The 12,881-nt window shown below is 33.7% G+C and carries 12 protein-coding genes; all 12 read right to left on the reverse strand.

The features are described from left to right. Positions 1-19: 19 nt before the first annotated feature. The 12 genes from V6C74_RS07620 to topA all read right to left on the reverse strand — a co-directional run bounded on the left by V6C74_RS07620 (position 20) and on the right by topA (position 12,721). Entirely contained in the window at positions 20-802 is a 783-nt protein-coding gene (locus V6C74_RS07620; RefSeq protein WP_002453092.1) for a phosphatidate cytidylyltransferase, read from the reverse strand. A gap of 3 nt (positions 803-805) precedes the next feature. Continuing rightward, positions 806-1,576: an isoprenyl transferase gene (locus tag V6C74_RS07625; protein WP_002453091.1), complete on the reverse strand. Its 771-nt coding sequence runs from the start codon at positions 1,574-1,576 to the stop codon at positions 806-808. A 275-nt stretch (positions 1,577-1,851) separates the two neighbouring features. Then, positions 1,852-2,406, reverse strand: a complete 555-nt coding sequence (gene frr / locus V6C74_RS07630; protein ID WP_002453090.1) for a ribosome recycling factor — start codon at positions 2,404-2,406, stop codon at positions 1,852-1,854. A gap of 16 nt (positions 2,407-2,422) precedes the next feature. Continuing rightward, positions 2,423-3,145 carry a UMP kinase gene (pyrH, locus tag V6C74_RS07635; RefSeq protein WP_002436299.1) on the reverse strand — a complete coding sequence of 241 codons (723 nt, stop codon included), beginning with the start codon at positions 3,143-3,145 and terminating at the stop codon, positions 2,423-2,425. Positions 3,146-3,281: 136 nt separating this feature from the next. Then, positions 3,282-4,160: a translation elongation factor Ts gene (tsf, locus tag V6C74_RS07640; protein WP_103175550.1), complete on the reverse strand. Its 879-nt coding sequence runs from the start codon at positions 4,158-4,160 to the stop codon at positions 3,282-3,284. Between the two features lie 150 nt (positions 4,161-4,310). Beyond that, entirely contained in the window at positions 4,311-5,099 is a 789-nt protein-coding gene (gene rpsB, locus V6C74_RS07645) for a 30S ribosomal protein S2 (RefSeq protein ID WP_002436327.1), read from the reverse strand. Positions 5,100-5,354: 255 nt separating this feature from the next. Next, a complete protein-coding gene (gene codY / locus V6C74_RS07650; protein WP_002436324.1) occupies positions 5,355-6,128 on the reverse strand; it encodes a GTP-sensing pleiotropic transcriptional regulator CodY in 774 nt (257 codons plus the stop codon). Between the two features lie 22 nt (positions 6,129-6,150). Continuing rightward, a complete protein-coding gene (gene hslU / locus V6C74_RS07655; RefSeq protein WP_103175551.1) occupies positions 6,151-7,554 on the reverse strand; it encodes an ATP-dependent protease ATPase subunit HslU in 1,404 nt (467 codons plus the stop codon). Positions 7,555-7,638: 84 nt separating this feature from the next. Then, entirely contained in the window at positions 7,639-8,181 is a 543-nt protein-coding gene (gene hslV / locus V6C74_RS07660) for an ATP-dependent protease subunit HslV (RefSeq protein WP_002453086.1), read from the reverse strand. Between the two features lie 3 nt (positions 8,182-8,184). Further along, entirely contained in the window at positions 8,185-9,075 is an 891-nt protein-coding gene (gene xerC, locus V6C74_RS07665) for a tyrosine recombinase XerC (protein ID WP_002453085.1), read from the reverse strand. 237 nt (positions 9,076-9,312) lie between these two features. After that, a complete protein-coding gene (gene trmFO, locus V6C74_RS07670; protein ID WP_002453084.1) occupies positions 9,313-10,620 on the reverse strand; it encodes an FADH(2)-oxidizing methylenetetrahydrofolate--tRNA-(uracil(54)-C(5))-methyltransferase TrmFO in 1,308 nt (435 codons plus the stop codon). Positions 10,621-10,645: 25 nt separating this feature from the next. Then, on the reverse strand, positions 10,646-12,721 hold the full coding sequence (gene topA / locus V6C74_RS07675; RefSeq protein ID WP_029625697.1) for a type I DNA topoisomerase: 2,076 nt from the start codon (positions 12,719-12,721) through the stop codon (positions 10,646-10,648). Between the last annotated feature and the right edge of the window lie 160 nt (positions 12,722-12,881).

Raw genomic sequence — 12,881 nt, forward strand, 5'->3', positions numbered from 1 at the left:
TTATAGACTGAACCACAAATTAAATTTGGATTAATAAAATATTTAGTAATGGTAATACAAACATAAAACTATCAAATCTATCTAAAATGCCACCGTGGCCTGGTAATATACGTCCTGAATCTTTTACACCAAAATGACGTTTAAATCCAGATTCAACTAAATCTCCTAGTTGTCCAAACATACTCAAAATTATTGTAACTATCAGTAATAGCCATATATTTAAATGGAAATTCACGAAAAATTGCATGATTAAAGGAACAAGTAAACTACAAATGATTCCACCTATAAAACCTTCAATCGTTTTATTAGGACTAATCACAGGCCATAATTTGTGTTTCCCCATTAATCGACCGAAAATATATGCTCCAGTATCTGTTAACCACACAATTAAAAAGGCAAATAATATGTAGTGTAATCCTTCTGAACGAGTTTCATAAAAATACATAAAACCAATTCCTACATATGCTACTGACATAAGACAAAAAGCTGCATCCATGAAACTAAATCTATTCTTAGATAAAACGGTATAACTAAGAACAATAAAACTCATAGCTATTAAACTTTTAAGTTGTATGGTTTGTACCCATTCTCCAGCATCTTGAGGCAACATGATAATAATTAAGGCTAATGCACTGATAAACCCTGGTATAGATAAGAACTTAATCATGTTCATGTTTAATAGTTCTTTTAATGCAATTAAAGCTAATAAGTAAGCGAAAAGCATTAAAATCATGCCACCTTTTAGTAAGAATGGCAAGAATATTAATAAAGCAATAATTGCAGTTAATGTTCTTACTTTCATACTTTACTCCTCACTTAATCCCCCAAAGCGTCTTTGGCGCGATTGATAAATTTTTAAACACTCTTTCAATTCATTTTCATCGAAATCTGGCCATAACTTTTCATTAAAAATAAATTCACTGTATGAAGCTTGCCAAATTAAAAAGTTACTAATTCTTTGTTCTCCAGAGGTGCGAATTAATAATTCTGGATCAGGGTAATCACGAGTCATTAAATGTTTGTTTAATAGATTTTCATCAATAGCTTCAGAACTTTGATGCTCAGATTGTAACTCTTCAAATATCTCTTTCATACTTTGAATAATTTCAGCACGTCCACCATAATTTATAGCGAAAATTAACGTTAGTCCTGTGTTATTCTTCGTCTTTTCTTTCGCTTGATCAATAGCTTCAATAGTTGATTGAGGTAAGCCTTCAGCAAATCCAATTGTTTCAACTTTAACATTTTTTTCAATTAACTCGGGTAAAAATGTTTTAAGAAAATTAACAGGCAGATTCATAATATAATTAACTTCGCTTTCAGGTCTAGACCAATTCTCTGTAGAGAAAGCATAAAGTGTTAAGTATTTAATACCAATATTACTCGCTTCTCGAGTAATTTTTTTGATTGTTTGCATGCCTTCATAGTGTCCTTTTATTCTTGGCATTTTACGTTTTTTAGCCCATCGACCATTTCCATCCATAATGATGGCCACATGTTCAGGAATATTATGTAAGTCTAAATCATTGTTTAGATTATTTTCAGTCTTATTTTTATTTTTTAGCTTTTTAAACATGGTCTTTCCTCCGAGCCTGATCATCTCTGTTTTATTGTATAGGTTAATTAAACAATCATCTACCATTTTATCATACTCATTTATTGCATTGAATAAGCAAAATAAAAAACTGTACCAAAGTCCTACTTGGTACAGTTTAGACTAATAAAGCATATAGATTCATGTTGTGTTTGAAACTTTGTAGATAGTAAAATCTCAAGTCGAGCTCATTCATTCTTAAACACTAAATGAGTATCTTGAGTAATTAAATATTTTTAATTCACTCAATCTCTTTATTAAACAGACATGATATCTTGTTCTTTATCCTCTACTAACTGATCTATTTCTTTAATAGAATTATCAGTAGCTTTTTGAACGTCATCAGTTTGGCTTCGTAAGTCATCTTCAGTAATGTCACCCTTTTTTTCTTGCTTTTTAAGGTGGTCATTAATGTCACGGCGAATATTTCTGATTGAAACCTTAGCATCTTCACCAATTTTCTTAACGTTTTTAACTAGTTCTTTACGTCTTTCTTCTGTTAATGCAGGAACTGAAATTCGAATAACCTCACCGTCACTAGTTGGATTAACACCTAAGTTTGCGGCGATGATTGCTTTCTCAATATCATCAACTGAAGTTTTGTCATATGGTGAAATGACTAATAAACGCGCTTCAGGAACATTGATACTTGCTAATTGTTGTACTGGAGTTGGTGCACCATAGTAATCAACAGTTACACCATTTAATAAGTTTGAATTAGCACGACCAGCACTAATATTAGCTAATTCACGTGATAAGTTGTCGATAGATTTTTGCATTCTAGCTTTAGTATCTTTGATAATGTCACTCATTTTTTACACCTCTAATTTATTTTGTAATAAGCGTACCGATTTTTTCTCCCATTACGGCGCGCTTGATATTTCCTTCTTCCATAATAGAGAATACATTTAATGGAATATTGTTGTCCATGCAGAATGATGAAGCAGTTGAGTCCATTACTTGTAAACCTTCTTGTAACATTTGAATATGTGTTAAATGTTCATATTTAACGGCATTTTCATCAACTTTAGGATCAGCTGAATAAACACCATCTACATTATTTTTACCCATTAAGATTACATCTGCTTCCACTTCAGCTGCACGTAAAGCTGCTGTAGTATCAGTTGAGAAGTAAGGGTTACCTATACCAGCCGCAAAGATAACTACGCGCTTCTTCTCTAGATGTCTTATTGCACGTCGACGAATATATGGTTCAGCAACTTGTTTCATTTCAATTGAAGTTAAAACACGTGTATCGCAATCTAATTGTTCTAAACTATCTTGCAACGCTAAAGCATTCATTACAGTTGCTAACATGCCCATATAATCAGCGGTGCCACGATCCATTCCTAAATCGCTACCTGTTTTACCTCTCCAAATGTTTCCACCGCCAACAATTACTGCGATTTCACAATCCATTTTAGCAACTTCAGCAACTTGTTTCGCTACACTTTTAATAATAATTGGATTGATACCGAATCCTTTATCTCCAGCTAAAGCTTCTCCACTCAATTTCAAGACTACACGTTTATATTTAGAAGTTTGAGCCATTTTCTTATCCTCTCTATAGTAAAAATATGTAAAAATATATAAGTAAAGAAGACACGGATGGCTCCTTTCTATAGATTAAAAACTATTAGAAAGGAAACTTAATAGGTGTCTTCTTCCTTGTTAAAATTATGACAGATTATTTCATTTGTCCTTTAACTTCATCAGCGAAGTTTTCTTCGCGTTTTTCCATACCTTCGCCTACTTCGTAACGAACGAAGTCAGTAAGTTGACCACCTTTTGATTTTAAGAATGCTTCAACTGTTTCATCTGGATTTTTAACGAAGTTTTGATCTACAGCACAAATTTCTTGTAAATATTTACGTAAACGACCTTCAACCATTTTTTCTACAATGTTTTCAGGTTTACCTTCGTTTAATGCTTGTTGTTTTAATACTTCTTTTTCGTGGTTGATTTCTTCTTCGCTTACTTGATCAGAAGAAACATATTTAGGGTTGATTGCAGCGATGTGCATAGCTACATCTTTAGCAGCTGATTCATCAGTTGTACCTTCAACAACAGTTAACACACCAATACGTCCACCCATGTGTAAGTAAGAACCGAAAGCGTCATTATCAGATTTAGTTCTAATAGCAAAACGACGGATACTTAATTTTTCACCAATTGTAGAGATAGCTTCTTTCATTCTTTCATCAACAGTTTTACCGCTTGATAATTTAGTTTCTAATAACGCTTCAACTGTTTCAGCTTTACTATCAAGAATTTGGTTAGCAATTTCTTTAACTAATTCTTGGAATCCTTCGTTACGAGCAACGAAGTCAGTTTCTGAGTTGATTTCAACGATAGCTGCTTCATTTCCTTTAACTTCTACGTGTACAAGACCTTCAGCTGCGATACGGTCAGCTTTTTTAGCTGCTTTCGCAATACCTTTTTCACGTAAGTAGTCGATTGCTTTATCGATGTCACCATCAGTTTCAGTTAGCGCTTTTTTACAATCCATCATACCTGCGCCTGTTTTTTCACGTAATTCTTTAACAAGTTTTGCTGAAATTACCATTAATTTCTCCTCCAATATATAATTGTATTTATGATATACCCAAATTTTACCATTATTTTAGATTATATTTCCAATACTCTATTATGATTTGTTTTACTTTTAAAAAAAGGTGATAAGCATTAGTATCTTATCACCCATTTAAACTATATCTTAGTTTGATTCAACAGAAGTGTTTTCTTCAGTTGTTTCTGCTTGTTCAGATTCTTCTTTTTCATCTAAATTGATGTTTTGTTCTGCAGCTACTTCTTCATTAGATACACCTTGTTGACCTTCTAAGATAGCATCTGCCATTTTGCCTGTTAATAATTTAACAGCACGGATAGCATCATCGTTTGCTGGGATAACGTAATCGATTTCGTCTGGATCACAGTTAGTGTCAACAATACCTACGATAGGAATATTTAATTTACGTGCTTCAGCAATAGCGTTGCGCTCTTTACGAGGGTCAACAACGAATAATGCTTGAGGCATAGATTTCATATCACGAATACCGCCTAAGAATTTAATTAAACGGTCGTATTCTTTTTTAAGTTCAACAACTTCTTTTTTAGGTAAAACTTCAAACAATCCGTCTTCTTCCATTTTTTCAATTTCAGAAATACGTTTGATTCGTTTAGAGATTGTTTTATAGTTAGTTAAGATTCCGCCTAACCATCTTTGGTTAACGTAGAATTGACCAGCACGTTCAGCTTCAGCTTTAACTGATTCTTGTGCTTGTTTTTTAGTACCTACGAATAAGACTTTACCGCCATCTTCTGATACTTGTTTAAGGAAGTTGTATGCTTCTTCAACTTTTTTCACTGTTTTTTGTAAGTCAATGATATAGATACCATTTCTTTCAGTGAAGATATATTTTTTCATTTTTGGGTTCCAACGGCGTGTTTGGTGACCGAAGTGAACACCGGCTTCAAGTAATTGTTTCATTGAAATTACTGCCATTTTTAAATTCCTCCTATTGGTTATTTACCTCCATAATTAACTCATATAAAGACAAATGTGATGATTTGCACCCTCTATATTTACATTAATTATGTGTGTATTGGCTTAATAGCCGTCAATTAATATATCATAACTTGTACAGAAACGCAATGCCTTTGTGAATGAACTATAAATATTATTCATCTTTACATATAAAAAGAGTATCGCTCGAAATATAAGCTGACACTCTTTTAAAAATATTTGATGTTCTATTAATTATTTAGTTCTTTCTAATTCATCTAAGAACTTTTCTTTTTTAACTTTGATGAAAGTACCTTTCATACCTAGTGAACGTGATTCAATTACACCGGCGCTTTCTAATTTACGTAATGCATTTACAATAACAGATCTTGTAATACCAACACGATCAGCCACTTTAGAAGCGATAAGTAAACCTTCGTTTCCACCTAACTCTTCAAAAATATGTTCAATCGCTTCTTTTTCAGAATAAGATAGCGAATTAATAGCCATTGTGATTGCAGCTTTATCACGAGCTTCTTTTTCAACCTCATTATGTTTCTCACGTAAGATTTCCATACCAATTACAGTTGCAGCGTATTCACCTAAAACTAGGTCGTTCTCATTAAAGTCATCTTGAACTCGACCTAAAACGAGCGTACCAAGTCGTTCTCCTCCGCCTAATATTGGGAAAATAGTTGTTCTACTATTTACAAAAACGTCTTTATTTTCAGGAGGGAACACTGTTAAAACATTATCAATATCGATGTTAGATTGTGTTTGTTTAACATCCATAAGTTTCTCAGTATACTCACTAGGAATATGTCTTTCTTCTAACATATTAATAATTCGTTCACTCTTTAATAATTCGTTAAGACTCGACCCTAAAATTTTACCTCTTCTAGATACGATAAATACATTTGTTACTGTAACGCTACTAATCGTTTGTGCAACATCTTTAAAGTCTACTGCAATGCCTTTATGTTTTTGTAATAACGTGTTTAATTCTCTAGTTTTAGATAATAAGCTCATAATTTTTCTCCTTGTATTTGTATTATAAAATAAATGCACTTAAATCCTTATTCGTTGAGATAGTTTTTAGTTTATCGTCAACATATTGTGGTGTTATGTCTACAACAGCATGTGGCATATTTGGTGCTTCGAATGATAAATCTTCAAGCATCTTTTCTAAAATTGTGTGTAATCTACGAGCACCAATATTATCAGTGTCTTGGTTGACTTGATAAGCAATTTCAGCTAAACGTTTGACCGCTTCTTCCGTGAAGTTTACAGTCACTTCTTCAGTTTGAAGTAACGCTTCATATTGCTTAATTAATGATAATTTAGGCTCTGTAAGAATTCGAACAAAGTCGTCTACAGAAAGACTTTCAAGTTCAACTCTGATAGGGAAACGACCTTGTAATTCTGGAATCAAATCACTGGGTTTTGATACGTGAAACGCACCAGCGCCAATAAATAGCATGTGTTCAGTATTTACAGTACCATACTTAGTTTGAATCATGCTACCTTCAAGGATTGGTAAAATATCTCTTTGAACACCTTGGCGCGAAACATCTTGGCCGCTATTGTGATTATTTGTAGCCACTTTATCAATTTCATCTATAAAGATGATGCCCATTTGTTCTGCAAGCTCTAAAGCTTCTTGATTTGCTGTCTCTTGATCAATAAGTTCATCAGCATAATCATCAGCAAGAATTTTTCTTGCTGTTTCAACAGATACCTCTCGTTCAACTTTTTTCTTAGGCATCAGTTGGTTCATCATATCTTGCATTTGTTGATTTTGATTTGTTCCTAACATGCCCATAGCAGCTGGATCTTGCTCTACTTTAATTCTTACTTTTTCTTTTTCAAGTTTACCTTCTTCTAATTGTTTCTTAATTTCTGAACGCTTAGTCTTTATCTCTTCAGTAGGTGGATCTTCCTCTTCTTCATTATTTTGACCAAAGTTTGGAATCGCACCTCCGAACAGATTCTCAAGTGGATTATTTCCTTGAGAAGCCTTCTTCTTCATGCTTGGCACTAACAATTTAACCAGCTTATCATTTGCTTTAGCGATGGCTTCATCTTTGACGAGTGCTTTCTTCTCCTCTTTCACTAAACGTACAGCTACGTCAACTAAGTCTCTTACCATACTTTCAACGTCTCGACCTACATAACCTACTTCAGTAAATTTAGTAGCCTCAACTTTAATGAAAGGTGCACCAACTATTTTAGCCATTCGTCTTGCTATTTCAGTTTTACCAACGCCAGTCGGCCCAATCATTAAAATGTTTTTAGGTGCGATTTCTTGTTTAGCTTCTTCGTCTAATAAACTTCTTCTATAGCGATTTCTTAATGCAATCGCTACTTTACGTTTTGCGTCATCTTGTCCAACAATGTATTCATTCAATTTAGATACGATATCTTTTGGAGTCAATTTAATTCCATTTGTATCCATATATAACATTCCTCCATCTTGTTACTTTGTAACAAAGATTCATTTCCTAATTTAATAAAAATAAAATCACATTATGCAATTCGACTACAATGTCTCAACGATAATATTATCATTAGTAAATACGCAAATGTCTGCAGCAACTTTTAAGCTCTCGTAAGCCATGTCTTTAGCAGAAAGTTGTGAAGCATGTCTCTTAAGCGCACGACCAGCACTTAACGCGTAGTTACCTCCAGATCCAATAGCTATAAGGTCATCGTCTGGCGCAATAACTTCGCCCGTACCACTTACAACAAGAATTGCATCTTTATTCATAACTATAAGCATTGCTTCTAATTGTCTTAGTTGCTTATCTCCACGCCATTCTTGTGCTAATTCAACTGCTGCACGTTCTAAATTCCCACTAAATTGTTGTAGCTTTGTTTCAAACTTTTCGAAAAGCGTGAATGCATCAGCGACACTCCCAGCAAATCCTGCTAAAACTTTCCCCTCATATAAACGTCTTACTTTTCTAGCAGTTTGTTTCATAATGACTTGTTGTCCTAGAGTAACCTGTCCGTCACCTGCCATTGCAGCTTCTCCATTATGACGTACAGCATATATTGTTGTTGCATGTAAAGTATTACTCATAACTTACTCTCCTTTTTTTGCTCGAGGATGTGCATTTAAATAAACCTTACGAAGTTGTTGATTTGAAACATGAGTATAACGTCCTGTCGTTGATAAATTAACATGACCTAAAAGAGATTGTACTGTTCTCAAATCAGCACCTTGATTTAATAAATGCGTTGCAAACGTATGTCTAAGCTTATGTGGGTGTATATCTGTGACACCTGCAGTACGTTTAACTACATCGTTAAGGACGTACCTCACACCACGTTCAGTGATAGGCGCACCACTCATATTAACTATAAGATATTCATGATCACTAGATTTTCTAGGTTGAAATTCATCTAAATATCTTTCAATACTTTGCTTACAAAATTCACCAAAAGGAATGAAACGTTCTTTATTACCTTTACCTAAAACTTTCACACCAGGTAAATTCATATCTATATCTTTAATTTTGATATTAATTAATTCTGACACACGTATTCCTGTTGCATATAATAATTCAATAATAACCCTATCTCGCATGCCCTTTTTGTTATCTTGCTCTACAGTTTGAAATAAAGCTTCCATTTCCTCTTCATAGAAAAATTGAGGAAGGTACTGCTCTTTCTTAGGGTGTACAAGTTGAACAAAGGGGTTAACTATTAATTCATCTTGAGTCATCCAATATTCATAAAAAGTACGTAAAGTAGAAATTTTCCTAGATACCGTCGTTCTTTTTAAATTATGAGAATATAAAAATGCTAAATAATTTCTAGCGTCTTTATATTCAAATGTTGCTAAATCTAAATGTTCACTAACTAAAAAGTCATTAAATTGAATCAAATCATCATGATAGGATTTCAAAGTATATTCTGAAAAATTTCTTTCTACCTTTAACATATATAAAAATGTTTTTTGGATTTCATTCAATATAATTCCCCTCCATCATATTGCATTGTAGCATATGAATGATAGGGCATACAGTAATTTGGTAATCAATTCAAAATCTTTAGAGAATTAATGTCAAAAAGAATTTATAAATCCTTGAATCATTAGACCTGAATAGCAAGGTGTAAAAAGTCATCTTTTCACCTAACAATGTACAATTTCTTCATAAAAAAACTAGGTAGTAAAATTTTTACTACCCAGTTGAACTACTACCGCTCATTAAAGTGTTTGTTTATAATTATCAAGATATTCAAGCGCTCTATTCGCTTGAGCTTCATATCTTTCTTTTTTATCTTTAATTCGTTTTTCTAATGACGGTAATAAACCGAAATTAGCATTCATAGGTTGGAAATTTTTCTCGTTTTTAGCGTGAGAAATATAATAGGCCATACTTCCTATCATTGTCTCTCTAGGGAAAATAACTTCCCCTTTACCAGCAAGTTTATGCGCAAGATTAATTCCAGCAACTAAACCACTGGCCGCACTTTCTACATAACCTTCTACGCCAGTCATTTGACCTGCGAAATAAAGATGCTCGTGTCCCTCAAGCTCATATTTCTCATTTAGAACATCAGGAGAGTTGATAAATGTATTACGGTGCATCACACCATATCTCACTATATCCACATTCTCTAACCCAGGAATGAGACGTATAACTTCTTTTTGTGCGCCCCATTTTAAATGGGTTTGGAAACCTACAATATTATATAGTGTTCCTGCTGCATCATCTTGTCTCAATTGTACAACCGCATATGGGCGTTCACCTGTTTTAGGATCTTCGAGTCCTACAGGTTTCATTGGACCAAATAATAATGTTTTACGACCTCTTTCAGCCATTACTTCGAAAGGCATACACCCTTCAAAATATTTTTCTTTTTCAAATTCATTAACAGGTGCAACTTCAGCTTCTAATACAGCATCATAAAATCTATTAAATTCTTCCTCGGTCATAGGACAATTAAGATATGCCGCTTCACCTTTATCATAGCGAGATTTTAAGTAAACTTTATTCATATCTATTGTATCTTTTTCTACAATTGGCGCTGCTGCATCATAAAAGTAAAGTTGATCTTTGCCTGTAATATCAACGATTTCTTGTGCTAAATGTTCAGTAGTTAAAGGACCTGTAGCTATAATTGTATATCCCTCAGGAATATGATTAACTTCCTTATTTAATACTGTTACATTTGGATGGTTACGTAGCGTATCAGTGATATATCCAGCGAAATCATGTCTATCTACAGCTAGAGCTCCCCCAGCTGGAACGCGTGCTTTATCTGCTGCTTGAATAATAAGAGAATCTAGACGTCTCATTTCTTCTTTAAGCACACCAACAGCATTTGTCAGAGAATTACCTCTTAATGAATTAGAACATACAAGTTCAGCAAATTTATCAGTGTGATGAGCTGGAGTTTGTTTAACTGGTCTCATTTCAATTAAATTAACATTTAAACCACGCTGAGCTAACTGATATGCCGCCTCAGAACCGGCCAATCCGGCTCCAATGACATTAACTGTTTGAGTCATCATTTTCCTCCTAATTTAATTTTACCTATTTTTGAACCTCTTCTTTGTAATCACAGTTAGAACATACTACTTGGCTACTTCTGCCCTTTTTCTTATCTACTAAGTAGTGGTTACATTTAGGACAATCTCTGCCTACTGGTTTATCCCAAGAAATGAAGTCACAATCGGGATATTGAGAGCATCCGTAAAATATTCTATTTTTCTTAGATTTACGTTCAACTACTTCACCCTCATTACATTTAGGGCATTTTACTCCGATAGATTTAACTATAGCTTTAGTGTTACGACAATCAGGGAAATTAGAACACGCCATAAACTTTCCATATCTTCCCATTTTAATAACCATAGGTGAGCCACATACTTCACAATCTTCTCCGGCTGGTTCGTCTTTAATTTCTATTTTTTCCATTTCCTCTTCAGCGCGTTCAACATCTTGTTTGAAACTATTATAGAAATCACCGACAACTTTACGCCAGTTAGTGTCTCCCTCAGCTATTTTATCTAATAAAGTTTCCATGTTAACGGTAAACTCTACATCAATAATTTCTGGGAAGTACTCTTGAACTTGTTCATAAACAATTTCACCAAGTTCTGTTGGAACAAAACGTTTACTTTCTAATTTAACGTAGTTACGTTTTTGAATAGTATCTATAGTTGGAGCATAAGTTGAAGGTCTTCCTATTTTAAGTTCCTCTAATGTCTTAACTAAACGTGCTTCTGTATAACGTGGAGGCGGTTGAGTAAAGTGTTGTGCAGGTTCAATTTGAGTTGCTGTAACTTTATCGCCTTCCTCTAATTTAGGAAGTTTGTTTTCCTTATCATTTTCCTTGTCATCTTTAGCTTCAACATAAAGCGTCATGAAACCTTTGAATTTGATAGTCTGACCATTTGCTCTAAACTTAATATCATTTTGAGTAACATCGAGTGCAATAGTATCTAAAATAGCCGGAGCCATTTGACTTGCCACAAAACGTTCCCATATTAATTTATATAAACGATGCTGGTCTCTAGTTAAATATGGCTTCATGTCGTCTGGTGTTCTAAGAGTACTTGTAGGTCTAATCGCTTCATGGGCATCTTGATCACCTTGTTTACCAGTTGCCTTACGTTTAGACACATATTCTTTACCGTATTTGTCAGTGATATAATTATGAGCTTCTGACTTTGCAGAGTCTGATATACGTGTAGAGTCCGTACGCATATAAGTAATCAAACCGATAGTACCTTGACGTTTTAAATCAATACCTTCATATAATTGTTGCGCTAACATCATAGTTTTACGAGCTTTGAAGTTTAGCTTACGTGCAGCCTCTTGTTGTAGAGTTGAAGTAGTAAATGGGTTAGCTGGATTTCGTGTTTTTTCTTTCTTATTTACATTAGTAATCTCAAATTGATCCCCATCAAGAGCTGCTGTTATTTTCTCAACGTCTTCTTTTGTATTTAATTTATAAGGTTTATTTTTAAAATGAAGGAATTTAGCATTAAATTTAGACTTTTTATACCTAAATTCCCCTTCAATAGTCCAATATTCTTCAGGTTTGAAATTACGTATTTCATTTTCTCGATCGATAACTAAACGTAGAGCTACTGACTGAACACGTCCCGCAGATAATCCTTTTTTAACTTTCTTCCATAATACAGGAGAAATGTTATAACCTACTAGTCTATCTAGAATACGGCGAGCTTGTTGAGCATCAACTAAATCCATTTCAATACCTCTAGGGTGTTTGAAACTATCTTTAACCGCATCTTTTGTAATTTCATTAAATACTACTCTGTTTTCTTTTGAGTCTTCTAATTCTAAAATTTTTGATAAATGCCAGGCAATCGCTTCACCTTCACGGTCGGGGTCACTAGCGAGAAATACTTTTTTAGCTTTTTTAGCATATTTCTTTAAATCTTTAACAACCGGACCTTTACCGCGAATTGTAATATATTTTGGTTCATAGTTATCTTCAGTATCGACACCCATTTGACTTCTAGGCAAGTCACGTACGTGTCCCATTGAAGCGATAACTTTGTATCTTTTTCCTAAATATTTTTCAATGGTTTTAGCTTTTGCAGGCGACTCAACTATGACTAAATTATCTGCCAAAGTGATTTCCCCCTTGCAAATTGAATTACTAAAGATAAATGATAAACGCTTAATTTTGTGTTTGTCAACGTTTTAATTTTTAATTTCTCATTTTGTTACAAATATTATTAATTTTGTCACATAAAACTTTAACTAATTTAATACATGTCACTCACTATAAATAGAG

Origin of the sequence: Staphylococcus capitis subsp. capitis (assembly GCF_040739495.1) — a bacterium.
GTDB classification, from domain to species: domain Bacteria; phylum Bacillota; class Bacilli; order Staphylococcales; family Staphylococcaceae; genus Staphylococcus; species Staphylococcus capitis.

What these genes read in the sequence shown, in the direction of transcription:
- V6C74_RS07620 (WP_002453092.1), bottom strand. Translation starts at nt 802, where the DNA reads ATGAAAGTAAGAACATTAACTGCAATTATTGCTTTATTAATATTCTTG.
- V6C74_RS07625 (WP_002453091.1), bottom strand. Translation starts at nt 1,576, where the DNA reads ATGTTTAAAAAGCTAAAAAATAAAAATAAGACTGAAAATAATCTAAAC.
- frr (WP_002453090.1), bottom strand. Translation starts at nt 2,406, where the DNA reads ATGAGTGACATTATCAAAGATACTAAAGCTAGAATGCAAAAATCTATC.
- pyrH (WP_002436299.1), bottom strand. Translation starts at nt 3,145, where the DNA reads ATGGCTCAAACTTCTAAATATAAACGTGTAGTCTTGAAATTGAGTGGA.
- tsf (WP_103175550.1), bottom strand. Translation starts at nt 4,160, where the DNA reads ATGGTAATTTCAGCAAAACTTGTTAAAGAATTACGTGAAAAAACAGGC.
- rpsB (WP_002436327.1), bottom strand. Translation starts at nt 5,099, where the DNA reads ATGGCAGTAATTTCAATGAAACAATTACTTGAAGCCGGTGTTCACTTC.
- codY (WP_002436324.1), bottom strand. Translation starts at nt 6,128, where the DNA reads ATGAGCTTATTATCTAAAACTAGAGAATTAAACACGTTATTACAAAAA.
- hslU (WP_103175551.1), bottom strand. Translation starts at nt 7,554, where the DNA reads ATGGATACAAATGGAATTAAATTGACTCCAAAAGATATCGTATCTAAA.
- hslV (WP_002453086.1), bottom strand. Translation starts at nt 8,181, where the DNA reads ATGAGTAATACTTTACATGCAACAACAATATATGCTGTACGTCATAAT.
- trmFO (WP_002453084.1), bottom strand. Translation starts at nt 10,620, where the DNA reads ATGACTCAAACAGTTAATGTCATTGGAGCCGGATTGGCCGGTTCTGAG.